This is a genomic window from Streptomyces sp. NPDC059355, from assembly GCF_042752335.1.
GTDB lineage: Bacteria > Actinomycetota > Actinomycetes > Streptomycetales > Streptomycetaceae > Streptomyces.
The window spans coordinates 77,587-101,050 of the sequence record NZ_JBHYXN010000005.1 but is presented as its reverse complement, the minus strand read 5'-3'; the positions used below and the strand labels follow the sequence as shown (position 1 = coordinate 101,050).

Genomic DNA, 23,464 nt, shown 5'->3' with positions numbered 1-23,464 from the left:
GCTGCCCGTCTTCGCGTCGTTACTCTGTTTGGTTTGTTGGTTTTTGGTGGGGGTTGTTTTTTTTGTGTTGGGGCGGGGGGCCCCCCCGCCGCCGCCCCCCCGCCTCCGGGAGGGGTGGATCGCCGCCGTCAGGTGGGCAGTCCCACCGCCCGCTCCCCGGGGGCCACCAGATCGGCCTTGTCGCAGTCCGCGGGCCTGGGCCCGCTGACGCACACCTGGTCGTCGGAGGTGAGCAGCGGGATCCCCGCCTTCTTCGCCTCGGCGGCGACCTGCGGGCCGACCGCCGACTCCGGCACGACGATGACGATGCCCGAGTTCTTCTGCGCGATCGCCGACTTGACCTCGGTGATGGTCTTCGAGGCGTCGTTGCCGAGGTTGACCACGGTGAGCTTGACGCCCAGTTCGGCGGCCTTCTTCCTGGCGCCCGCGGCCTCGGAGACGAAGTACTCCTGGTCGCCCTGCTTCTGGAGGTAGGCGATGGATATCGGGCCGTCCGTCTTCTTGGCCGTTCCCGTTCCCGTTCCCGTGCCCGAGGCGGGCTTGCCGGAGGAGCAGGCCCCCAGGGTGAGCGCCAGCGCGGGGCGCCGGTCAGGGCGGCGCCGCGGCGATACCGGATCATGGACATGTACGAGTGCTCCCTCATCGGGCCGGGTCGGTGGGCCGCCGGATCGCCGGATCGCCGGATCGGCGGGTACGGAAGGTCAGGCGCAGGTGAGCCGGGGTGCGGCCCAGTCCGCGTGGTCGTAGTCGATGCCGTTGCCGCCGTCGGTGACGACGAGCCGCAGCGTCTGGCCGCCGGTCAGGTCGGCGGTGAGCCTGCGGGCCGCGTCCGACGTGGTGACGACACCGCTGTCGGCGACCTTGGTGGTGTCCCGGTAGATCTGGAAGGCGACCGCGCCGGTGCGCGAACTCTCGTCGTCGACGCCGACGTCCACCGTCAGGGCGGTGCACCTGCCGCCGAGGTGGTAGGTCAGGGTGGCGGCCGCGTGGACGCCGAGCCCCTTGGCGTACGCGGCGCCCCCCACGGTCAGCGTCCTGCCGTCGCCGGCCGCCTGCTCCCCGTTGCTGCGGTCCTTCTCCACCGGGCCCCAGCCGTTGCTCACACCCGTCCAGGGCAGGTCGGACAGGTGGGAGGTGCCGGCCGGCGGAAGCGGCGCCGGCCCCGGGGTGATCCGGTAGACGACGGTGGCGTGCGGGGCGACCGAGGCGCTGATGGTGCCGCTGGTGTCGGTCGAGGCGGCCTTCGTCCACAGCTCCTTGAGGGCGTAGGGGGCGCGGTTGCCGATGCCGAGTGCGTCCGTCCGGGCGGAGATCGTGGCGGTGGAGCCGGTCTCGTTGGTCAGCGAGAGGGCCCGGTCGCCGTTGGCCAGCTCCTTGGCCATCACCACCAGACCGCCCGAAGCGGAGACCACCGTGCCCTGTTTGCCGAGGGCGTCCTGGTCCAGGGCGATGACATCGGGGTTGGAGAGGATGCCGAAGGTCTCGGCCGTCGCCTTGCGCAGGTCGCTGCCGATCAGCAGGGGCGCCGACATCATCGACCAGAGGGTGAAGTGGGTGCGGTACTCGGTGGCGCTCATGCCGCCGTTGCCGACCTCCAGCATGTCCGGGTCGTTCCACCGGCCGGGGCCCGCGTACGCCGCGAGCGGCTGGTTCTTGTGCGCGATGGAGATCATCGAGGACCAGCTGTCGCCGATGTCCCCGGTGGTGCGCCACAGATGGCCGAGGCTCGACGCCCAGGTCCAGGGCTGGTTCTCGCCCCATTCGCACAGCGAGAAGACGATGGGGCGGCCGGTCTTCCTCAGTGCGTCGGCCATGTCCGTGTACCGCTTCTTCGCGTCCACGCCCTGGTTGTTGCAGTTGTCGTACTTCAGGTAGTCGACCCCGAACGACGCGAAGAGGGAGGCGTCCTGCTGCTCGTGGCCGAGACCGCCGGGGAAGCCCGCGGTGTCGCAGGTCTTGGTGCCGGCGCTGGTGTAGATGCCGAACTTCAGTCCCTTGGAGTGCACGTAGTCCGCGAGGGCCTTGATCCCGCCGGGGAAGCGGACGGGGTCGGCGACGAGGTTGCCCGCTGCGTCGCGGTTCGGCAGGGCCCAGCAGTCGTCGAGGTTGACGTACTGGTAGCCGGCGGCCTTGAGGCCCTTGGCGACGAAGAGGTCGGCGATGCCCTTGACCATCGCCTCGTTGAACTCGGCCCGGCAGTGGGTGGAGTTCCAGTTGTTGAACCCCATGGGCGGGGTCAGTGCCTGTCCGTCGCCCACGGCGGCGGCGGGCGCAGCGCCCGCGAGGACCGCCGTGCCGGCCAGTGCGGCGGCCCCCGCCGCCGGGGCCAGTAAGGGCAGGGCCGTGAGGACCGCCGTCAGGCGGCGGGCGACGGCGCTTCGTAACGAGTGCACGGACGGCTCCTGGGGGGAGTGGGGCCCGGAATTCCGGGAGAGCGTGTGCGGAAGTGCGCCCTGACACGTACGTCCTGTACGCCGGTTCCCGCAGAAGTCCTCAGGAACGAACGGACTCCAACGGGAAGGCCCACATCACACTGCCGTAGCGGGGACATGTCAAGAGAGTGGACTGCGCCAATCCGCCGCCCGCCGACGGCCGCGGCGGCGGTCACCGGCCTCGATGCGATCCCCAACTGTGGCTTTGTCGCGTTCTGTTGACTTCTGTGGGATCCCTCAGGACGCTTCTGCTGACCGGGGATGCCGGTGCCCCAGGAGAGGAACCGCCGCATGGCCGATCCCGGCAGCCTGCTGGCCCATCAGCGCCGCGCCCTCATCCTCGACGAGGTCCGCCGTCGCGGCGGGGTACGGGTGAACGAGCTGACCCGCTCCCTGAACGTCTCCGACATGACCGTCCGCCGCGACCTGGACGTGCTCGCCCGCGAGGGCCTGCTGCGCAAGGTGCACGGCGGCGCCGTCCTCGGCGACGAGGCCAGCAGCCACGAGCCCGGGTTCGAGGCCAAGTCGGAATGGGAGACGGCGGCGAAGCAGGCCATCGCCAAGGCGGCGGCCGCACTCGTCGCACCGGGCTCCGCCATCGCCCTCTCCGCCGGAACCACCACCCACGCGCTGGCCCGGGAGCTCACCGAGGTCCCCGGACTCACCGTGGTCACCAACTCGGTGCGCACCGCCGAGGTCTTCGAGACCGCCCGCCGGACCGGCAGCGCCGGCGGCACCCTGACGGTCATCCTCACCGGCGGCATCCGCACCCCCTCGGACGCCCTCGTCGGGCCCATCGCCGACCAGGCGATCCGGTCCCTCCACGTCGACCTGCTCTTCCTCGGCTGCCACGGACTGGGCACCGCCACCGGGCTGACCACGCCGAACCTCGCCGAGGCGGAGACCAACCGGGCGTTCCTGCGCTCCGCGCGGCGGACCGCCCTCCTCGCCGACCGCACCAAGTGGTCGACCGTCGGGCTCACCACCTTCGCCGCCCTGGAGGAGGTCGACGTACTGGTCGCGGACTCCCTCCCGGCGGAGGAGGCCGCCGCGGTCGGCGAGCGGGTCGGCGAAGTGCTGCTGGCCCCCGGCCCCGCCGGCCCCGCTCGGGAGCGCCCGTGGTGAGGAAGACCCGTACGACCCTGTCCGACGGACGGGCGCTGATCTACTACGACCGCGGCGACCAGGACCGCGGCGACCACGACCACGGGGCCGTCGCGGGGGCTCCCGTACGAGACCGCGCCGATCCCCGCGGCCTGCCGCGCGTCGCGACGCGCTCCGAGCGGCGTCACGACCGGCTCCTCGACGAGTGGGTGGTGATCGCCTCGCACCGCCAGGGCCGTACCCATCTGCCGCCGGCCGACCAGTGCCCGCTCTGCCCCTCGGCCCCGGGCCGGGCCACCGAGATCCCGGCTCCCGACTACCAGGTCGCCGTCTTCGAGAACCGCTTCCCCGCCCTGTCCGGAGCGGACGGGGGCCGCTGCGAGGTCGTCTGCTTCAGTCCCGACCACGACGCCTCGTACGCCGACCTCGGCCCGGACCAGGCCCGTACGGTGCTCGCGGCCCTGGCCGACCGCACGGCCGAGCTCGCCGAACTCCCGGGCGTGGAGCAGGTGTACTGCTTCGAGAACCGGGGCCCGGAGATCGGGGTCACCCTCACCCACCCGCACGGCCAGGTCTACGCCCTGCCCGTCCTCACCCCGCGCACCCGCCGCATGCTGGACACCGTCTCCCGGTACCACCGGTCCACCGGCCGCAACCTCTTCGACGAGGTCCGCGACGAGGCGCTGGCCGACGGGCGCAGGGTGGTGGTCGCGGGGGAGCACTGGAGCGCCTTCGTACCGGAGGCCGCGCGCTGGCCGTACGAGGTGCACCTCTACCCGCACCGGCGCGTGCCCGACCTGCCCGCCCTGACCGGACCCGAGCAGGCCGAGCTGGCCGTCCTGCACCTGGACCTGCTCGGGCGCTTCGACCGGCTCTTCCCGACGCCGGCCCCGTACATCTCGGCCTGGCACCAGGCCCCCGTACGGACCGGCCGGGAGCTGTACGCACTCCACCTGGAGCTGTTCACGACCCGGCGGGCCGCCGACAAGCTCAAGTACCCGGCCGGAACCGAGTCCGGGATGGGCCAGTTCATCAACGACATCGCACCCGAGCAGGCGGCCGCGGCGCTGCGCGAGGCCTGAGGGCCGCCTCCCGGTGCAGGGGCTTTCCTACGCGTCCTTCTCCATGGTCGGGCGCAGCCGCTCCAGCAGGGCGTAGAGCGTCGCGCTCTCGGTCTCGTCGAGGGTGTCCAGCGCGCCGTGGGTCGCCTGCATCTCCTCGCGCACGCGCCGGATGATCTCCCGGCCCGCCTCCGTGGCCACGACGTTCTTGACGCGGCGGTCGGAGGGGTCGGCCTCGCGGCGCACCAGCTCGCGGGCTTCCAGGCGGTCCACGATCCCGGTGACGTTCGATGCGTCACACACCAGGAGGGTGGCCAGGCCGCGCATCGGGAGCGGGCCGTTGAGCTGGGCGAGGACCCGGGCCTGGGTGGAGGTGAGGCCGTAGTGGGCCGCCGCGGCGGCGAAATCGCGCCACTGGGCGGTTCCGATGGCGGCGAGCAGCTCAAGGAGCTCGAGCTTGGTGGGGGCGGTGGGGGTGGTGGCGCTCATGGCTTCGAGCGTACTCAGGTGGTTGACATTGTCAATTGTTTACTTGACCACTTTAACTATCGACGTCTACCGTCTGTGGAGTTACTTGATGACATCAAACATCTGCGATCTGAAGCACTAAGAAGGTCCTGCCAGCATGAGCACCGCCGCCCCCACCCCCGCCGAGGCCAAGAACAGGAACGAGACGATCATCGTCTTCGCCCTGAGCCTTGCCGCCATGGTCGTGTCGATGATGCAGACCCTGCCGGTTCCGATCCTGGGCCTCATCCGCACCGACCTGGGCACCTCGACCGCCAACGTGAGCTGGGTGACCACCGCCACCCTGCTGTCCGCCGCCGTCTTCACCCCGCTGCTCGGCCGCTTCGGCGACCAGCACGGCAAGAAGCCCACGCTGGTGGCCGTGCTCGGCGTCATGGTCGTCGGCTCCGTCATCGCCGCCCTCGCGACCTCGCTCCCGCTGCTGATCCTGGGCCGCGTGCTGCAGGGCGCCGCCACCGCGATCTTCCCGCTCGCCCTCTCGGTGCTGCGCGAGGAAGTCCGCCCGCAGAAGCTCCCCGGAGCGATGGCCCTGGTCAGCGGCACCCTCGCCTTCGGCAGCGGCCTGGCACTCGTCGCCACGGGCCTGCTCACGTCCGGCTCCGACGCCGACTACCGCAACGCCTTCTGGATGGCGACCGGCTTCGCGACCCTCGCCCTGCTCGCCGTCGCCTTCCTGGTCCCCGCGACCCGGCACAAGACCGGCGGCCGCACCGACTTCCTCGGCGCGCTGACCCTCGGCATCACCCTCCTGCTGCTCCTGCTGCCGATCTCGCAGGGCCATGAGTGGGGCTGGACCTCCGGCCGTACGCTGGGCAGCTTCGCCGGCGCCGCCGTCATGACCGCCGTCTGGGTCTTCACAGAGCTCAAGGTCAGCGAGCCGCTCGTGGACATGCGGATGTTCGTCCACCGCCCGGTGCTCATGGCCAACCTGGCCGGCATCCTCGTCGGCTTCGGCATGTTCGCGAACTTCCTGGGCGTCTCGTACCTCGTCCAGATGCCCGAGAAGCTCACCGGCTACGGGTTCGACGCCTCCATCCTTCGCGCATCCGTCCAGTTCCTGCTGCCCGGCGCGATCGTCTCCCTGCTCGCCTCGCCCATCGGCGGCCAGCTGGTCCGCCACCGCGGCCCCCGCGTGGCCCTCGGCCTCGCCGCCGGCCTCGGCGCCGTCGGATTCGGCTGGCTCGCGCTGGACCACGGCCACAGCTTCTCGGTGATCGGCGCGGGCCTGGTCGTCGGCGCGGCCGTCAGCTTCGGCTACGCGGCCATGCCCGCCGTCATCATGGCGAGCGTCCCGCACCACCAGAGCGGCATCGCCAACGGCATCAACTCGATCTCCCGCTCCACCGGCAGCGCGATCGGCAGCGCCATCGTCACCACGATCCTGGCGTCGAAGACCATCGAGCACCTGCCCGCCGGTGTCCCGGCCCTGCCCGCCGAGTCCGGGTTCACCCTCACCTTCTGGATCGGGTCGGTCGCGTTCGCCCTGGTCGCGGTGATCAGCTGGATCGGCCTGCGCGGAGCGCACGGACCGCGCACCGTCGAGGCGGGCACGCCCGCCGCGGCTCCCGCGAAGGTGGCGCAGCCGGAGCCTGCCGAGACCGTCTGACCTGGCCCTTCGAGGGGACGGCACCGTTCGCGGATGCCGTCCCCTCGTTTGCGTGCTGTCCTGTCCCCGTGGACAGGGGCCGCCACCGGGCGGCGCCGGGAGGGTCCTGACCCCCGCACGCGAGGAGTGACCTGCCATGGCGATCCTGATGCACGCCACCGTCCCCGGCATCACGGCAGAGCAGTACGACGCCCTCCACGCGGAGCTCCTGTCCGTCCCCGGGATGTTCGACGGCTGCCTCTCCCACGTCTGCGTCGTGAGCGCCGAGGGCCTGGACGTCTACGACATGTGGGAGAGCGAGCTGCACGCGAACGTGTTCGCGGAGAAGCTGATGCCCGTCGTGGAAGCCCAGGGCTGGCACAGCACGGGCGGCCGCCCCGAGGTGTTCCCGGTCTACAACTACGGCTTCCCCGAGGCCCGGGGGTAGGAGCTGCCGTTCCGATCGGACCCCGCTCCCTGACCGGGGCGGCCCTGTCTCAGATGTCGATGTGGCCCATCAGGCCGTGCTGGTAGTCCATCTGGGCCTGGTGGATCTCGGCGGCGGTGTTCATGACGAACGGGCCGGTGCGGGCCACGGGCTCACCGAGCGGTTCGCCGGCCAGGACCAACACCTCGGCCGCGCCGTCCGGGGCCTCGACCGCGAACCGCTCCGCCTCCCGGCCGAGGATGGCGAGGTGGCCGTCGGGGAGGCGGGCGTCGGGGGTGGCCGCGCTCCCGGACAGGACGTACAGCATGGCGTTGTGCCCGGCCGGGACGGTGAACTCGGCGCGGCCGCCCGCCGCGAGGCGGGCGTGTACGACGAGCACCGGAGTGTGGCTCTCGAAGGGGCCCCGCACTCCGTGGGTGCCACCGCTGATCACCGTGAGCTCGGCGCCGCCGTCCTCGGTGACGACCCGGGGGATGTCGCCGGGGGCGGAGCCGTACCGGACGCGCGGCGGCGTCGCCTTGAGGCGGGCCGGGAGGTTCAGCCAGATCTGGAGCAGGTGCTGCGGGCCGCCGTCGGCGAGCAGTTCGGGGGTGGGGCGGGCGAGGTGGACGAGACCCGACCCGGCCGTGAGCCACTGCACCTCGCCGGGACGCATGACCCGTCTGTGCCCCGCGGAGTCGATGTCCTCCATCGCGCCTTCGATGACGTACTGGATGGTCTCGAATCCGCGGTGCGGGTGCGGCGGTACGCCCTTGGCCTCACCCGGTCCGAGCACGTGCGGGCCGACCTGTTCCACCATCAGGAACGGGTCGGCCAGCGGCAGTTCCGGCTGCGGGAACGGGCGGCGTACGGGAAAGCCCTCGCCCTCGAAGGTGTGGAAAGGGCGGACGACGCGGAGGGTGGAGCGTACGGCGGGGGTGGTGAGGTGCATGCGCCGAATGAACGGCACGGCGAATTCCACTGTCAACGCGGACCCGTTCGGCTGTCAGGTCGTACCGCGGCCTTCGGCCACCGCGCCCGCGCTCCTCCCCGCCGCCCACGCCATCAGCGCCTGCGGGCCCGCGAGCGGCGCAGCAGTACGCCGGCGGCGGCGCCGGCCAGGGCGATCACGGCCACGCCCGCCGTGGTCCACCAGACGGTACGGTCGCCGCCCTCGCTCTCACCGGCCGCAGCCGTGGCGGTAGCCGGGGCCGCCGACGCGGAGGACACCGGCCCGGCAGAGGCGCCGGAGGGGGCGGGCGGGGCGGAGGCGGACGGGGCGGCCGCGCTCGGCACGGCCCCGGAGGGCGCCGGGTCGACCACCGGAACGGCGATCTCCTTCTCGCCGTGCCCCAGCGACGGGAACCCCACGTCGACGGACACCTTCCAGGTGCCGGGCGGCAGTACCTCGGCCGTGCTCCAGCCGGTACGCGTCCCGGCGTCGCGGACCAGCCGCCAGGGCCCCATCGTGCGGGAGCCGTCGGGGCTGGTCGAGTTCACCGTGGCGGCGACCGCCTCCTCGATGGCGTCCCCGTCGTTCTCCCAGGTGATCTCGGTGGTGACATGGCCTTCCCGCTGCCCGGTGACCACGACCTTGACGGTGTCGCCGTGGGCCTGGGCCTCGATGGGTAGGGCCACGGCCAGCGCCTGGACGAGGAACAGGAACAGGAAGCCGAGTCCGCTGCGGACCGGGAAGGCGGGACGTGTACGCATCGTTGGGTGCTCCTGGTGCGGTGGGATGCGAGGTGCTGCGCTGCGGGAGTGAGCCGCGGTGCGGGAGATGAGGGGGCCGGTGTACGGCCGCGCGGGGCGGCCGTACACCGGCGGACGGCAGGGGCGGTGCCGGAAGGTCAGCCGACCTTCTGGACCGTCCACACCTGGGCCGCGCGGCCGTCGGCGCGCTGGAGGTCGAGCAGCCAGGCGCCGTAGTACGGGCGGCTGCTCACGGTCAGCGCGTAGCCGCCGCTCGCGTCGGTGACGGTCACACCGCCGCCGCGGGACGCCAGCTTCCACTGCTGCGCGGAGTCGCCGCCGCAGGGCTGCTGCGCGATCCACATGCCGGCGGCCGGTGCGCCGCCCGCCTGCAGGCACTTGCCGGAGACGGCGGACTTGATGCGGACGAGCCCGCTGCCCGCGTCCTCGAAGAGCCACTGCTGCTGGGCGTAGCCGTTGGCACGGCCGCCGACGAGCACCGTGCCGTCGGCGCTGCGGCCGCCCCACAGCTCTGCGGCCATGCCGGTGCTGCCGTTGCCGAGCGTGTAGCGGGCACCGGGGGTGGTGGTGCCGCCGCCCGCGCCCGTCGTACGGAAGGCCGTGGTCGGGCCGGCTCCGCTGTCATGGCCGGCGGTGTCGCGGACCGAGACGGCGATCTTGTACTGCGTACCGGGCTGGAGGTTGTAGATGCGCAGCGCCTGGGACTGGACCCAGGTCAGGTGCTTGCCGTTCAGCAGGACCTGGTACCACGCGGCTCCGTCCACCTTGGGCCAGCTCACCACGACGGAGTTCGCCTGGATCTGGGCCGCCGTGACCTTCGGGCCGCCCGTGGGCTTCTTGGTCGGCGTCGGGGTGGGCTTCTTCGTGGGGCTGGGCGTGGGCGTGGGCTTCGGGTTCGGGTCGGGGTTCGTGCCACCGCCGCCGCCGTTGGCCTTCATCAGGAACTGGTTGTTCGCGATGTTCCAGTGCGTGGCGAGGTAGCTGCCCGCCTTGGGGTTGGTGTGGAAGTAGTCGTCGTGGTTGCAGTCCAGGATGTTCTCGGCGGCCTGGTTGGTGCACACGTTGCGCATCTGCGGGTAGTACGGGGTGTCCGAGTAGCACATGACGTCCCACTCGTCCGTGCAGTGGGCGCCGCGGCTGGTGTTGGGGGCGCTGTTGTTCACCGCGCCGAGGTTGTGGCCGAGCTCGTGCGCCGCGGTGTGGCCGCCCCAGCAGCCGGAGTCCGTACGGCCGTAGGAGGGGCCGAAGTTGCTCTGGTTGTCCTGGCCGGGCCGCTCGTCGCCCGCGAAGGTGCCGATGCCGCAGTAGACCTGGGTTTCCGCGAAGATCATGTACTTGCGGTCGCGGCGGTCGAGGCCCTTGTCGGCGAGCGCGTTGTTGGTCGCGCTGAACTCGGAGAGCGCGGAGGCCGGGAGCTCGATGTTGAGCACCGTCGGCGTGCAGTCCGCGGCCGTGACGAAGCGGATGTGGCGGATGCCGCCGGTCTCCTGGGCGCTCGTCGAGTAGATGAGGTCGGCGTCGGCCGCCCACTTGCGGAACGAGGCGAGGTACTCGGAGTACCGGTCGCGGTCGGAGCCGTGGACGTACACGACCTGGACGCGGTTGCCGGTGCTGCCGTCGCCGTCGCACTGGACGGTCTGGCCGGCGGGACCGGCGGCGACGCCCTGGCTGCTGCCGCCGGCAGCGGCCGGCGAGGGCGCCGCGGCGGGCGCGGACTTGGCGGACTGGGCGTCGGCGGCGGGCGCGTCCTGAGGACGCCCGGCGCCTTCGGCCGCGGCGGCCGGGTCGCCGGACTCGGGCTTCGCCGGGTCGGCGGCCGGGGCCTTCGTCTTCACGACGGGGGCCACGTCGGCCTTGATGTTCACGTCCTTGGGCGGGGCGTCGGGGCCGTGCGTGCAGAGCCCGGCCTCCGTGCGGTAGACGCCGACGCAACGGTCGCCCTTCGGTGCGGCCTTGAGGCCGTCGAAGACCATGCCCTTGGCGGTCTCGTTGGCGGGCTCGCCCACGATGGGCGCCGGCTCCGCGTCACGGGCCGGTGCGGCGGCCGGTGTGAGGGAGTCCGCGGCCGCTTCGGCCAGTACGGGCGTCCCTGCCTGGGCGTCGTCGCCGAGCCCGGAGTAGGCGATGCCGCCCGCTATCACCGCCGCCGTGGCCATGGCGGCGGTGAGGAGTATCAACCGGCGCGGTTTGCGCCTGTGTTCGCGCTGCTTCCTGCGATGTCTAGTCATGCGCACCTCAAATCCTTGGTCGGGAGGAGTGGGTGCGCGGAAGCCTGCCAGACCGGCGCGGTGGAGAATTCGGACAAACGGGAATGGGGCCCGAGATATCAGAACGTTACCTGCTGGCTGAATTTGATGAACCGTCAACTTGCTTGCAGGCAAGGACAGTTACGCGCATAGGGCGTTATTGGTCCAGGCCATTTTGGAGATCTCGTTATCTAATCGAGATATGTACCAAACTCTTATTGACGGCAATTCAGTCCGGAATTTATGTTATCGCTACGTGCCGAATTCCTCCCGTTACGAACTGTGAGGAATCCTCCCTTCCGTCCGAGCAGGATGCCCGTCAGGGTCAGTAGCAGGCCGCAGATCTGTCGGATCGTGAGCGTTTCTCCGGCGATCGCCGTGCCCAACAGCACCCCCGTGACCGGATTCAGCAGCCCGAGCAGGCCGACCGCCGCCGCCGGCAGTCGCCGAAGCCCCGTGAACCACGCGGCGAAGGCCACCGCCGTCGCGACGACCGCGACGTAGGCGAATCCGAGTAGCTCGGGAAGGCCGAGGGCGGGCGGCGATCCCTCCACGGCGACGGCGAACGGCAGCAGCAGGAGCCCGCCGCCCAGCAACTGCCACGCCGTCGACGCGAGGACGTCGACCTCCGCGCTCCACCGCTTGGCCAGGACGTAGCCGAACGAGGACATCGCCATCGCGGCCACGGAGGCCAGTACGCCGACCGGGTCCATCGGGACTGCCCCGGTGAGCAGCATCAGTGACACCCCGGCCACGCCGAGGCCGGCGCCGGCCAGCTGGAGCGGCCCAGGCCGCTCCGCGATCAGCGCCCAGGCGAACAGCATCATCACCAGCGGTGCGGTCGCCATGACGGTCGAGGCCGCACTGGTCGGCAGGCGCTGCGCGGCGACGTAGATCAGGGCGAAGAACGCGCTCATGTTGAGGAAGCCGAGCAGCAGGGACTTCCACCACCAGGATCCCCGGGGCGGCTTCCGGCGGACGGCCAGGAGCAGCAGGCCCGCGGGCAGCGCCCGGAAGGCCGCGCCGTACAGCGCGTGGCCGGCGGGCAGGAACTCGCGGGTGACGTAGTAGTTCGTGCCCCACGCGATCGGGGCTATCGCCGTGACCAGTGACCACCGGAGGTTGGCTTCCATGGAAGATATAATACCTTCCATGGAAGCTATACTGTTCGGGTGAGACCGGAACCGTACGAAACCCAGGCGCGGGCGGGCGTGCCCGCCGATCACGTCGCCCGCATCCAGGCCGAGTGGGCGCGGGAGCGCCCGGACGTCGACGTCGCCCCGCAGGGGGTGATCGGGCGGCTGCACCGGCTCGGGCTGCTCCTGACCGACCGGCTCTGCCTCGTCTACCGCCGCTACGGCCTGAGCGAAGGTGAGTTCGACGTGCTCGCGGCCCTGCGGCGTGCGGGAGCGCCGTACGAGCGGGCCCCCGGCGAGCTGGCGGTGCACACCATGGTCACGACGGGCGCGATGACCAAGCGCATCGACCGGCTGGAACGGGGCGGCCTCGTCGCGCGCCGCCGCTCGGCCGCCGACGGCCGCGGGCGCGTGGTCGCGCTCACGCCGGCCGGGCGCGAGCTGATCGACCGGGCGTTCACCGAGCACATGGAGAACGAGCGCAGCCTGCTCGAAGGGTTGACCCCGCGGCAGGCGGCCGAACTGGAGGCGCTCCTCACCGCCTGGCTGGCCCGGGTCGAAACCCCGCCCGGGCCCTGACGTGCGAGGAGCCGACCGCAACGGGTGCGCGGCGGCCGCTGCTGCCGGCGGCGGCGGCCACTACGGGCGGCGCCCCAGCTTGACCCACTTCGCCGTGCTCGGCACGCCCTTCGCGTCGAGCAGGAACAGCATGTAGTACCCGGGCGGGGCGTCCGCCGCACTCGGCGGGGTCCGGAGCCCGATCGCGGAGCCGCGTACGCCGGTGATCGGCAGCTCCAGATGGCGCTGGCTGGTGTTCACCGCATGGGTGACGGTCGTCGGTGCCAGCAGTACGGCACGCTTGACCCGGGCGGCCGTCGAGCTGCCCGCCTCGAACGTGGCCCCGTAGCCCAACTCGCCCCCGGGCACCCGGTCCAGGGCCGGCCGGCTGCCGCCCCGGTGCAGGTACGCGGGCTCGTACAGCTCGATGCTGCCGTCCATCTCGTCCCTGATGTCGGGGTCGTTGGCGATCTGCTGGAGCTCGTCGCCGGTCACCATCATCCGGCCGTCCGGCAGCACCAGGGCGTTGGAGTGGTAGCCGCGGGGCAGCCGTTGGGCGGGTCCGAGCTTCCAGTGGCCCTTGGCGTCGCGCAGCTCGATCCGCCGGTAGGAGAGGTCGGCCTTCGGATTGAACGGTCCGTGTCCGTAATCCCGGGTGTCCAGGGCGCCGTTGACCGTGAGCAGCGTGCCGTCCGGCAGGATCAGGGTGTCGTCCTGCGTGCGGCCGAAGGCCCGGGGCTCCTCGGTGGTCCACCGGCCGCCGGACAGCCGGTAGGTGTTCCGGTCGTGCGGATCGCCGCCGAGCACCAGTACGGAGTCCGGGCCGCGGAACCCGGCCGGCAGCGGCACGGCCGACCCGTAGCCCCGGAAGTCGGCGGGCCGCCGCGGCAGATCGGTCCGGGTCTCCTTGACCGGGTCGAAGAGCCACTGCTGATCGGCGTCGCGGCCGAGCCCGCAGATCATGCCGTCGCGCAGTGAGAAGAGCTGCGGATAGTCGTTGCGGAAGGGGGCGTCCGCGCGCAGCCGCTCCGCTGCCAGGCCGACCGGGATGTCGTACGTCCGCCAGGGCACGGGATGGCGCAGCGCGGGGAAGCGCTCCACGACCGGGGTGGGTGTGCCCGTACCCCGCTCGGACTGGCCGGACATGATGATCTGGCGCCCGTCGGCGCCCGTCACGACCGAGGGGTACCAGCGGCCGACGGCCATGTCCTGATTGCGGAACCAGGTTTCGGTCCAGGGGTCGAACACGAAGGACAGCTTGGCGCCGCTGCCGCCCTTGCCGCCGGTGTTTCCGCCGAAGACCCCGACCATGCCGTTGGGGAGGAAGGCGTGCCCCGCGCAGAAGAACGGCGCGGGGCGGGGTGTGTACGTACCGTCCGGCATCAGGACGGTCGGGGGCTCCACCTTCTTGAACGCCCGCGCCCCGGTGCCCTTGGCCGGGTCCCAGAGGAAGGCGCGGCCGGCGTTCGTGCGGCCGATGCGGTCGGTGGGCCCGGTCTCCTTGGTGGGGTTGGTCTCCACGCGCTCGAAGGAGAAGAGCAGCACCTTGCCGGTGGGCAGCAGTGCGGTGTGGACGCCGAAGTCGGGGGAGGGGAAGAACTCCGTGAAGCGGCCGAACTGCGCTGCGCTGAAGGGGGCGTTGGTGCGCTGCTGTGAGGACTTGAGGGCGGCCAGGCTCTCGGTGCGCTTCGACTGGGGGTATTCCTTGGGGCCCTTGGCCGCGCTCCGCCGCTCCGCGTGGGCGCGGGCGTGCTCCTCGCCGATGACGGCGGCTTCGTCGGGGTCGGCCTCGGCCGTGGACGCACGGCCGTCGGCGTGGTGGTGCCCCGGAGGGGATTCGTGCCCGGGGACCGCTGCGGCGGAGGCGGGCGGGGCGGGGGTGGTGAGGGATGCGAGGGCGGCGGCCACGGCCACGCATGCGGACAGCACGGCGGACCGCCGTACGAGCGGACCGGGCAGACCAGGCAGGCCGGGCATGAGCTCTCCTCCGTCGGCGGGACGCCCATCATATGAAAAAGGGGATTTTTAGTGCGAAAAGGCGCGAGTGGGGCGGGTGAAGGTGGGAGGCGAGGGCCATTCGGACGTCCGTTCCGCAGTGCTGAATCGTTTCTCCGGTGAATCGGCCCGTCCGACCGGGTGAGGGCGCGTACCCGGTCGCGCTCGGCGGCTATCCATGGCGACGTGATCAAGTCACCTCGCACCACCCGCAAGGCTCGCGCCGCACTGACCGCCGCAGCCGTGACCGGATGCCTCGTCACGCTCTCACCGTCGGCCGGGGCCACCTCCTCCTCTGCCGCCGCACCCCCGGGCCGGGTGGCCGTCGACGTCGCCTCGGTCAACGGCTCGGGCTGCCGCCCCGGCAGCGCCGCCGTCGCCGTGGCCGCCGACAACTCGGCCTTCACCGTCACCTACAGCGAGTACATGGCCTCGGCCGGCGGGGGCGTCGCCGCCACCGAAGGCCGCAAGAACTGCCTCCTCTCCCTCCTCGTGCACGTCCCGCAGGGCTACACGTACGCGGTGTCCCACGTCGACTACCGGGGCTACGGCAAGCTGGAGCCCGGGGCGACCGGTACCCAGAAGGCCAGCTACTACTTCCAGGGCATGAGCCAGACCGCCAACCGGACCCACCAGTTCCATGGCGAGCTGAGCGACAACTGGCAGGTGACGGACACCACCGGCATCGAGGCCCTCGTCTTCGCCCCCTGCGGCGAGCAGCGCAACTTCAACATCAACACCGAACTGCGCGCGGACGTCGGGACCTCCGACAAGAACAAGACGAGCTACATGACCGTCGACTCCACGGACGGCAGCATCAACAGCGTGTACCACTTCTCCTGGAAGCAGTGCCCGGTCCGCCGCTGAGCCGGCCGTCGGCAGCCGGCAGCCGGCAGCCGGTCCTGTGACGCCGACCCGGGCGGCGGTGGCGGCGACCCGCCCCGCCGCTCGCGGGCGTCCCGTCGTCTACGAAGCCTGGCCCGCCGTGGCCCTGTAGCGGCCCGGTGTCGTCCCGAACTCCCTGCTGAAGGCGTGCGAGAAGGCGTACGGAGTGCCGTACCCGACCCGGCGCGCGATGGCGGCCAGGGGATCCGGGGTGTCGCGGAGCAGGGTGGCGGCGTACGTCAGCCGCCACCACGTCAGGTACGCCATGGGCGGGCGGCCGACCAGTGTGGTGAACCGGCGCGCCAGCGTGGGACGGGAGACGCCCGCCTCGGCGGCGAGGCGCTCGTTCGTCCAGGGGGCGGCCGGATCCGAATGCAGCGCCCGCAGCGCGGCGGCGGCGACCGGATCGCCCAGTACGGCCGACCAGGCTCCGCCCTCGCCCTCGGACATCCAGGATCGGATCATGTAGACGAGCAGGAGATCGAGCAGGCTGGGCACCGCCATGCAGGCCCCCGGCCGCTGATCGGCCAGCTCGCCCCCCAGCAGGGCGATCGCGGCGCGCAGTTCGGAGTGTGATCCGACCCGATGAGGCAGATGGACCACCTGCGGCAGCTCCAGCATGAGCGGGTGCACGCGGCTGCGGTCGAGCCGGTACTTGCCGCACAGCATCTCCACCCCGCCGGAAGCCTCCTGCCGGCGCCCGCCCGGCATCGCTCCCCCGGGCAGGAGCTCGAACGGCACCGCCCGCGCCACGGCCGCCGCGTCGGCGGGGGAGTCGGCGATCACGTGCCCCGTACCGTGCGGCAGCAGCACCGCGTCGCCCGGGGCCAGGGATATCGGCGGGCCGCCCCCGTCGGGCAGCAGCCAGCAGCTGCCCTCGAGTACGACGTGGAAACCGGCGCCGTCGTACGGGGCGAAGCGCGCACACCAACTGCCGCCCACCCTGAACCGGTTGGAGGAGGGCTGTCCGATCCGGACGGCCGCGATGGCGTCGCTCACCACATCCATGGGGACAGAGTAACGCGCAGGCGCCAGGGATGAGACGGCTGCGTATTCCAATGAGCCGGGCAGGCATTGAGCGACTCAACTCCCCTTCGTAGACTCGACGTCATGAGCAACGAGAACGAGCAGGGCACACAGGGCAGGCAGAGCATCGTGCTGGGCGACGTCGAGGTCACCCGGGTCGTCGAGTGGCAGGGGCCGCTCGGGCCCGCGCGCAGCCTCGTACCGGAGGTCGGGGCCGAGGCGTGGAAGGAGAACGGGGACTGGCTGTCACCGGACCACTGGGAGGCCGACAGCGACCGGGCGGTCCTCGCCCTCCAGACCTGGGTCCTGCGCAGCGCCGGGAAGACAGTGCTGATCGACACGGGCGTCGGCAACGGGCGCGAGCGGCCCGGTTCGCCGCTCTTCCACCAGCGGGACGGAGACTTTCTCGGGGAGCTGGAGCGGGCGGCCGGAGTACGGCCCGAGGACGTGGACATCGTCGTCAACACCCACATCCACGGCGACCACGTCGGCTGGAATACCGTCGCGGCGGACGGGGGTTGGGTACCCGCCTTCCCCAATGCCCGGTATCTCCTCCCGACCGCGGACGACCACCACTTCGGCCCCGGCAACGGGTACGGCGGCGGCCTCCGAGAGGACGACCGGCTGATCTACGAGGACAGCATCGCGCCGGTCCACCGCACCGGACAGGTGGTGCTCTGGGGCGGCGCCCACCGCATCGACGAGCACCTCACCCTCGAGTCCGCGCCCGGGCACACCCCCGGATCCTCCGTGGTACGACTGACCTCCGGCACCGACCGGGCCGTCTTCGTCGGCGATCTGCTGCACAGCCCCGTGCAGATCCTGGAACCCGCCTGCAACAGCTGCTTCTGCATGGACGCGGCGCAGGCCGCCGCGAGCCGCCGCCGCATCCTCGAACGCGCCGCCGACCGGAACGAGCTGCTCGTACCCGCCCACTTCGGCGGAGCCGGAGCGGTAGAAGTCCGCCGCCGGGGGCAGGACTTCACCCTCGGGGCGTGGGCCTCTCACCGCGAGGTCGGATAGGAGGACGCGGGGGAGGGCGGCACGGGCGCGGTCCGGGGCCGGGCCGCCGCCACCCGCAGGATCCGCAGGGCGAGCTGGACCTCCAGGGCCCCGGCGGGGGTGTTCCAGTCCCCGCCCAGGATCTGCCGGATCCGGTCGAGGCGCTGTACCACCGTGTTGACGTGCACGTGGAGCGCGTCCTTGGTGCGGTTCAGGCTGGACCCGTGCGCGAAGTACGCCTCCAGGGTGCGCACCAGTTCCGTTCCGCGCTGCGTGTCGTACGCGATGACCGGCCCCAGCACCCGGTCCACGTACGCGCCCACGTCCGCCCCGTCACCGAGCAGCACTCCGAGGAACCCGAGGTCGTGCAGGCCGGCCCCGTCACCGGTGTGACCGAGGGCGTGCAGGGCCTCCAGGCAGCGCAACGCCTCGGCGTACACGCCCGGCAGGCCCTCCGGGCCGGCGGCGGGCCCGGCGGAGCCCGCGGTGACCGGGGTGCCCAGGGCCTGCCCGAGTTCGGCGGCGAGCGACCGGGCGAGCGGGCCCGGGCTGTCGGTCGGGGCGAGGAGGACGACGCGGCCCTCGTGCAGCCCGGCCAGGCCGCCCTGGGCGCGCGCGTGCCGGCCGGCCTCCGCCGCCAGCCGCGACCGCTGCGCGGCGTCGCAGTGGAGCACCACCAGGGCGTGCGGCCGGGCGAGATCGACCCCGAGCTTTCGGGCCCGGATCGTCCGGCTGCCGGTGTCGCGGACCCGGCCGGGGGCCGCCGGAGCCAGCAGGTCACCGAGCAGTTCGCCGCGGACCCGGTCCTCGGCGTGCGCGATGGACCGGCGCAGCAGGAGCAGCAGTGCCGTCACCAGGCCGGCCCGCTCGAACAGCCGCCGCTCGGTGTCGGGCAGGTCGTCGCCGCGCCCGCCGAGGGTGATGCTGCCCAGGAGCTCCGGCCCGGCCAGCACCGCGCAGACCCAGACCCCGTCCACGGCGACCGCCCGGCCGCCGGAGCGCGAGGCCGCCAGCGCGTGGGCCGGCGGGCCCGCCGACGGGCCGGCCGGATCCGTAGCGACCCGCGCGAGCTCGGCGCCGTCGGCGTCGCGTACGACCAGGCTGCCGCCCAGCAGGGCGGCGACCTCCCGGGCGACGTCGGACACGTCCCCGCCGCGCAGCACGAGCCGGGTGAGCCGGTCGTGGGTCTCGGCCGCGAGCCGCGTCGCCTCGCTCTGGGCGCGGGCGGTCTCGGTGGCGACCCCGAGTTCCACGAGGGCGGTACGGGTCTCTTCGAGCAGCCGGGCGCTGTCGATGGCCACGGCGGCATGGTCGGCGAGGGAGGAGAGCAGCGCGACCGCGTCGGGCGCGAAGTCGCGGACCGCCCGGTCGGCGGCGTACAGCACCCCGATCACACGGGTCCCGACGCGCAGCGGGACTCCGAGGATGCCGCGCAGGCCCTCCTCACGGACCCCGTTGTCGATGGTGTCCGTATGCCGGAAGCGGTCGTCGGTGCGGTAGTCGGCGCTGGCGTACGGTCGGGCGGTCTGGGCGACGAGACCCCCGAGCCCTTCGCCCATCCCGAGCCGCAGCTGCTGGAAGGCGGCCGACACCGAGCCGTCGGTGACGCGCATGAAGGTGTCCCCGATGACCTGATCGTTGAGGGTCAGGTACGCGACGTCGGTTCCCAGCAGCATCCGGGCCCGGTGGACGATGGCCCTCAGCACGGCGTCGAGGTCGCGCAGGGCGGCGAGGTCGCCGGCCGTGTCGAACAGGGCCGTGAGCTCGGCCTCGCGCCGCCGGTGCTGGTCGAGCGTGCGCCGGATGTCCAGCGCCACCCGGGTGGCCTCCTCCACGAGGGCCTGCTCGGCGGCACCCGCCCCGGCGGTACGGGCGTTGGCGGCGGGCCGGGTGAACTGCTCGACCGGCGCGCCGCGGCGCAGCAGCTCGAACAGTTCAAGCAGTTCGAGCAGGGGGGATTCCCTCGGGGAGGTCATGGCGGCATTCTCCCGTGGCCGCGGCGCGCGAATCAGGCGGGGTGGTCGAGGGCGGCCGGAAGGGGAGCCGTCCGCCCACCGGCGGCGGCCGCCGGCCCGGTACCGGACTTGGCCAGGTCGCGGCCCCGGGTCTCCCGCGCGAAGGCGACGGTGAGGGTGGTCGCCACGGCGGCCGCGCAGAGATAGAGGGAGACGGGTATGGACGAGCCGTAGTCCTTCAGGAGCTCGACGGCGATGAGCGGGGCCAGCGCGCCGGCGACGATCGAGGCGAGCTGCGAGCCCATCGAGGCGCCGGAGTAGCGGACGTCGGTGTCGAACATCTCGGTGATGAAGGCGGCTTGGGGGCCGTACATCGCGCCGTGCAGGAGGAGTCCGGCGGTGACGGCGACGGTGATGACGGCGAAGGACTCCGAGTCGACCAGTGCGAAGAACGCGAACGCCCACAGGGCCATGCCGACCGAGCCGATCAGCGTCACCGGCCGCCGCCCGATCCGGTCCGAGAGCGCGCCCCAGGCCGGGATGGTGACGAAGTGGACGGCCGAGCCGATGAGGACGGCGTTCAGCGCGGTGCTCTTGGCCAGCCCCAAGTGCACGGTGACGTAGACGAGGAGGAAGGAGGTCAGCACGTAGTAGGAGATGTTCTCGCCGAACCGGGTGCCGATGGCGGTCAGCACCTGGCGCCGGCTGCGGCGGAACACCTGGACGACGGGAGCCTCGTCCTTGCGCCCTTGCCTGGCTGCCTGCGCGGCGAGGAACACGGGCGACTCGGAGACGGACAGGCGGATCCACAGGCCGACGATCACCAGAACCCCGGAGAGCAGGAACGGAACGCGCCAGCCCCAGGCGAGGAACGCCGCGTCGGACTGCACACCGGCGAGCAGGGCGAGCACCCCGGTGGCCAGCAGATTCCCGCCCGGCGCACCGGACTGCGGCCAGGAGGCCCAGAACCCCCGGTGCTCGGCCCCGCCGTGCTCGGAGACGATGAGCACCGCCCCGCCCCACTCCCCGCCGAGGGCGAAGCCCTGCACCAGCCGCAGGACGGTGAGCAGCACGGGAGCCCCGACGCCGATGCTGGCGTACGTGGGCAGCAGCCCCATGGCGAAGGTCGCCCCGCCCATCATGAGCAGGCTGAGCACCAGCAGCTTCTTGCGGCCGACCTTGTCGCCGAAGTGCCCGAACACCACCCCGCCGAGCGGCCGGGCCAGGAACCCGATGGCGTAGGTGATGAATGCGATCAGCGTCCCGGTCAGCGGATCGCCGGTCGGAAAGAACAGCTTGTTGAACACCAACGCGGCGGCGGTGCCGTAGAGAAAGAAGTCGTACCACTCGATGGTGGTCCCGATGAGGCTGGCGGCGACGATTCTCTTGATGGATCCGGCGGTCGGGGGAGCGGTCTCGGGGGAGGCCATGAACACCACTTCCAGGGGGTCTGCGGGGACGATCGGTGTCGCCATAACGTAGAAGTCCCCAGGTCAACGGCATATGTGGCCGGTCATCACAGTCAGCCGCCGTCTTATGTGCCAGACCACCACACCGTTGGAGACCGCGCCTCCGGATGCCGTTGACCCGAGGCTGCGGGCGCTGCCGGAATTGCAGAGCCGCGCCCGTTGCAGGACCGGCGACGGCGACTTCAGTACCTGTCCGGCCCCGGTCTGGGCCGGGTCACCAGCACGACCGCGGGTCTTGTACGTGCTCTGGCGAGTGCCGGTCCTCTCCCCTGTCCAGGCCGGTCCGGACCAGGAAGCCGGGGTCCACGTCCCATGGCGGGGCGGCGATGTGCACCCGCTGGGTGCCGGGGATGCCCACCTCGACGAGGACTCCGCCGCGGAACATCCACAGACCGAACAGGTCGTCGTCCTCGTCGTGCAGCATGACCTGCACGCAGGCGGGCTCGTTCCACGGCAGGGACTCCAGGTCCTTGAGCACGCCGCGGCGCCGGTTCCACCGCTCGAATTCGATGTGCCAGCCCCCAACGAACCACGGGATCTGCACGAAGCAGCCGTGCCAGGTGCGGGCCTCGTCCGGCCGCGTCAGCGGCTCCATCACCTCGTCCTCATACCGCGCCAACACGATGACCTGCGCCATTCTGCTCATGCCCACATGTCACACCGTGCCGGGTGCCGACGGCAATCGGTTTGGGACCCGGAGCCGTCGGGGCTCCCTTCGTACTCGAAGTCCGCCGCCCAGGGCTTGTCCGGCCGGTCACGTTCGGAGCCACTGGCGAGGGCTGCGGCCTCGGCGCCGATGACGTCGGTCTTGCCGTGGCGGCGCCGGGCGTCCTTGTCAGGATGGTTGACCTCGGTCGCCTCGATCCCTTCGGCGCGCAGCGGGTGGCCACCGCTCGGTGCTGCTTGAGCCGGTTGACGGCCCGTTCGACGGTGTCGCGTTTCTTGCACCGGTCCTCGTCGAAGCCGAGTGGTCGTCCGCCGCGTGAGCCTTTGCGCAGGCGGGCGGCCTGGCTGTCGATCTTCTCCGGGATCGTGTGTCGGATGCCCCGGCGCCGCAGCTGTCCGGCGTCTTGCGTGGCCTGCCCGGGCCGGACTTCGGGACGCGGGGAAAGCCCGCCGATCACCTGCCGGTGCTCCCGCCACCTGCCACAACGCCCGTTGCTGACCGGAAGGATCGGCCCTAGCGGTTCCCTTCCGAGGCGGGGCGGGTTCCCCACGAAGCGGGCGACGGCCCGTTGCCGTCATGGTTCCGGTGTGCTTGACCCGCCCGGTGTCGGAGCAGGGGTAGGCGGGCTCGACTGCGGCGGCCAGGAGTAGTTGGGCGGTGGCGGGCTCCATGGCGCGGGATCGGGCGGCGGCTTGAAGGGGCCGGCGCGGTTGGCCATGAGGATCAACGCCGTTCCGGCGAAGAGCAGGCTGATGACGATCAGGGTGAGCCCGAGGGGATTGCGAGGGTTGTAGTAGTAGCGGTTCGTGCCCCACTTGCTTCGTTTGAAGACCGGCTCGTCGTCATCGTTCACAGACCGGATCCTATGGAAATCGCTTGAGTGTTCCCAGGTGACAAGCCCTTGTCCCGTCAGCCCATACGTCTCCTTGATGCAACACCCCCTGGTCCGTGCGGAGTTGCCATGTTTGGATCAAGAGAGGTCGAGGGAGGCGTTATGTCGGGGGACTTCGAACAGGAGTGGCGCGGACGGTCCGTGGCCTTGGCGGAGCGGTCTGTGGACATGAGGTTGAACGGGGCACCGGCTGGGCCTGTGGCCCCCGGAGCGTCGGGGGGTTTCGCGTCCACCCCGGCGGAGAAGAAGGCGGCGGCGGACATGATTGAGACCGAGCTGCAGCCGAACACGAAGACGGCGACGGAGCAGTCGGACGAGTCGACGAACACCGCGGTCAAGGGCTTCGAGGGCTGGGACACCGCCCTGGGCCTGAAGAAGGTCGCCGACACGTGGGACAAGCAGGTCGCGGTTCTGATGGGGAGGCTGGGGTCCGAGAAGAGCGCCCTGCGGGGCGCCTCCGGCCTCTTCGTGCGCAATGACGTCGGCCTGGGCGACCAGTTCTGCCCGATCGGTCAGTCGAAACTCAACGGGCTGTAGGGGGTGGCAGGTGCTGACGTACTACGAAGTGATGACCGCGGACCTGTTCACCAGCAAGCTCAACGATCACGTTGGACAAGGCCGGGCTGGCGAGCTACGACCTCAAGCAGATCGGCGACTCGCCCAACGCCATCAGCCGGGACCACGGCCAGAGGGTCCGCGGCTACCAGAGCCTGGTCACCTTCCCGTAGAACGGCGATGGGTACTCCACCCCGTTCCTGCACGACCTGGCCTCGGCGACCTCGA

Annotated in this window: 21 protein-coding genes; 8 read left to right on the top strand and 13 right to left on the bottom strand. The window is 71.7% G+C overall.

The genetic code is table 11. The features are described 5' to 3' along the window. Nucleotides 1-128: 128 nt before the first annotated feature. Nucleotides 129-479 (bottom strand): substrate-binding domain-containing protein, encoded by a 351-nt coding sequence (locus ACFXGI_RS06945; protein ID WP_384704532.1) that lies wholly within the window; start codon nucleotides 477-479, stop codon nucleotides 129-131. Between the two features lie 222 nt (nucleotides 480-701). Continuing rightward, complete coding sequence (locus ACFXGI_RS06940; protein WP_384704530.1) at nucleotides 702-2,228, bottom strand: NPCBM/NEW2 domain-containing protein; 1,527 nt, start codon at nucleotides 2,226-2,228, stop codon at nucleotides 702-704. Nucleotides 2,229-2,723: 495 nt separating this feature from the next. Here ACFXGI_RS06940 and ACFXGI_RS06935 point away from each other — a divergent pair, with 495 nt between their 5' ends. Both ACFXGI_RS06935 and galT read left to right on the top strand, forming a co-directional pair. Continuing rightward, nucleotides 2,724-3,557: a DeoR/GlpR family DNA-binding transcription regulator gene (locus ACFXGI_RS06935; RefSeq protein WP_384704273.1), complete on the top strand. Its 834-nt coding sequence runs from the start codon at nucleotides 2,724-2,726 to the stop codon at nucleotides 3,555-3,557. Then, complete coding sequence (gene galT, locus ACFXGI_RS06930) at nucleotides 3,554-4,618, top strand: galactose-1-phosphate uridylyltransferase (RefSeq protein ID WP_384704528.1); 1,065 nt, start codon at nucleotides 3,554-3,556, stop codon at nucleotides 4,616-4,618. The genes ACFXGI_RS06935 and galT overlap by 4 nt, the downstream gene beginning before the upstream one ends. 27 nt (nucleotides 4,619-4,645) lie before the next feature. On the opposite strand, the gene ACFXGI_RS06925 is transcribed toward galT, so the two are convergent. Next, nucleotides 4,646-5,086, bottom strand: coding sequence for a MarR family winged helix-turn-helix transcriptional regulator (locus ACFXGI_RS06925; RefSeq protein WP_384704271.1), 441 nt, complete (start codon nucleotides 5,084-5,086; stop codon nucleotides 4,646-4,648). A gap of 136 nt (nucleotides 5,087-5,222) precedes the next feature. Between ACFXGI_RS06925 and ACFXGI_RS06920 the strand changes: the two genes are divergently transcribed. Both ACFXGI_RS06920 and ACFXGI_RS06915 read left to right on the top strand, forming a co-directional pair. Then, nucleotides 5,223-6,731 (top strand): MFS transporter, encoded by a 1,509-nt coding sequence (locus ACFXGI_RS06920; RefSeq protein ID WP_384704269.1) that lies wholly within the window; start codon nucleotides 5,223-5,225, stop codon nucleotides 6,729-6,731. A 136-nt stretch (nucleotides 6,732-6,867) separates the two neighbouring features. Next, nucleotides 6,868-7,158, top strand: a complete 291-nt coding sequence (locus ACFXGI_RS06915) for a hypothetical protein (protein WP_384704267.1) — start codon at nucleotides 6,868-6,870, stop codon at nucleotides 7,156-7,158. Between the two features lie 49 nt (nucleotides 7,159-7,207). Here ACFXGI_RS06915 and ACFXGI_RS06910 read toward each other — a convergent pair whose 3' ends face one another. The 4 genes from ACFXGI_RS06910 to ACFXGI_RS06895 all read right to left on the bottom strand — a co-directional run bounded on the left by ACFXGI_RS06910 (nucleotide 7,208) and on the right by ACFXGI_RS06895 (nucleotide 12,229). After that, entirely contained in the window at nucleotides 7,208-8,089 is an 882-nt protein-coding gene (locus ACFXGI_RS06910; RefSeq protein WP_384704265.1) for a pirin family protein, read from the bottom strand. Nucleotides 8,090-8,202: 113 nt separating this feature from the next. Then, nucleotides 8,203-8,850 carry a hypothetical protein gene (locus ACFXGI_RS06905; RefSeq protein WP_384704263.1) on the bottom strand — a complete coding sequence of 216 codons (648 nt, stop codon included), beginning with the start codon at nucleotides 8,848-8,850 and terminating at the stop codon, nucleotides 8,203-8,205. Nucleotides 8,851-8,987: 137 nt separating this feature from the next. Next, nucleotides 8,988-11,078, bottom strand: a complete 2,091-nt coding sequence (locus tag ACFXGI_RS06900) for an RICIN domain-containing protein (protein ID WP_384704261.1) — start codon at nucleotides 11,076-11,078, stop codon at nucleotides 8,988-8,990. A gap of 233 nt (nucleotides 11,079-11,311) precedes the next feature. Next, entirely contained in the window at nucleotides 11,312-12,229 is a 918-nt protein-coding gene (locus tag ACFXGI_RS06895) for an EamA family transporter (RefSeq protein WP_384704259.1), read from the bottom strand. Between the two features lie 39 nt (nucleotides 12,230-12,268). Between ACFXGI_RS06895 and ACFXGI_RS06890 the strand changes: the two genes are divergently transcribed. Further along, nucleotides 12,269-12,811: a MarR family winged helix-turn-helix transcriptional regulator gene (locus ACFXGI_RS06890; protein WP_384704257.1), complete on the top strand. Its 543-nt coding sequence runs from the start codon at nucleotides 12,269-12,271 to the stop codon at nucleotides 12,809-12,811. A 60-nt stretch (nucleotides 12,812-12,871) separates the two neighbouring features. On the opposite strand, the gene ACFXGI_RS06885 is transcribed toward ACFXGI_RS06890, so the two are convergent. Beyond that, nucleotides 12,872-14,767: a galactose oxidase-like domain-containing protein gene (locus ACFXGI_RS06885; RefSeq protein ID WP_384704255.1), complete on the bottom strand. Its 1,896-nt coding sequence runs from the start codon at nucleotides 14,765-14,767 to the stop codon at nucleotides 12,872-12,874. Between the two features lie 204 nt (nucleotides 14,768-14,971). Here ACFXGI_RS06885 and ACFXGI_RS06880 point away from each other — a divergent pair, with 204 nt between their 5' ends. After that, entirely contained in the window at nucleotides 14,972-15,652 is a 681-nt protein-coding gene (locus ACFXGI_RS06880) for a DUF4360 domain-containing protein (protein WP_384704253.1), read from the top strand. 99 nt (nucleotides 15,653-15,751) lie between these two features. Here the strand turns inward: ACFXGI_RS06880 and ACFXGI_RS06875 are convergent, their stop codons facing one another. Further along, complete coding sequence (locus ACFXGI_RS06875) at nucleotides 15,752-16,678, bottom strand: AraC family transcriptional regulator (RefSeq protein ID WP_384704251.1); 927 nt, start codon at nucleotides 16,676-16,678, stop codon at nucleotides 15,752-15,754. Nucleotides 16,679-16,780: 102 nt separating this feature from the next. Between ACFXGI_RS06875 and ACFXGI_RS06870 the strand changes: the two genes are divergently transcribed. After that, on the top strand, nucleotides 16,781-17,719 hold the full coding sequence (locus ACFXGI_RS06870) for an MBL fold metallo-hydrolase (protein ID WP_384704249.1): 939 nt from the start codon (nucleotides 16,781-16,783) through the stop codon (nucleotides 17,717-17,719). On the opposite strand, the gene ACFXGI_RS06865 is transcribed toward ACFXGI_RS06870, so the two are convergent. The 4 genes from ACFXGI_RS06865 to ACFXGI_RS06850 form a co-directional block, all read right to left on the bottom strand. Further along, a complete protein-coding gene (locus ACFXGI_RS06865) occupies nucleotides 17,701-19,674 on the bottom strand; it encodes a helix-turn-helix domain-containing protein (RefSeq protein ID WP_384704247.1) in 1,974 nt (657 codons plus the stop codon). The genes ACFXGI_RS06870 and ACFXGI_RS06865 overlap by 19 nt on opposite strands. A 32-nt stretch (nucleotides 19,675-19,706) precedes the next feature. Then, the gene (locus ACFXGI_RS06860; RefSeq protein ID WP_384704526.1) at nucleotides 19,707-21,083 is read right to left on the bottom strand and encodes an MFS transporter; all 1,377 of its coding nucleotides are present in this window, start codon (nucleotides 21,081-21,083) and stop codon (nucleotides 19,707-19,709) included. Between the two features lie 253 nt (nucleotides 21,084-21,336). Beyond that, nucleotides 21,337-21,768 (bottom strand): hypothetical protein, encoded by a 432-nt coding sequence (locus tag ACFXGI_RS06855; protein ID WP_384704245.1) that lies wholly within the window; start codon nucleotides 21,766-21,768, stop codon nucleotides 21,337-21,339. Nucleotides 21,769-22,363: 595 nt separating this feature from the next. Beyond that, nucleotides 22,364-22,642: a hypothetical protein gene (locus ACFXGI_RS06850; RefSeq protein WP_384704244.1), complete on the bottom strand. Its 279-nt coding sequence runs from the start codon at nucleotides 22,640-22,642 to the stop codon at nucleotides 22,364-22,366. Between the two features lie 300 nt (nucleotides 22,643-22,942). Here ACFXGI_RS06850 and ACFXGI_RS06845 point away from each other — a divergent pair, with 300 nt between their 5' ends. Then, entirely contained in the window at nucleotides 22,943-23,218 is a 276-nt protein-coding gene (locus tag ACFXGI_RS06845) for a hypothetical protein (protein WP_384704242.1), read from the top strand. Nucleotides 23,219-23,464 lie beyond the last annotated feature (246 nt).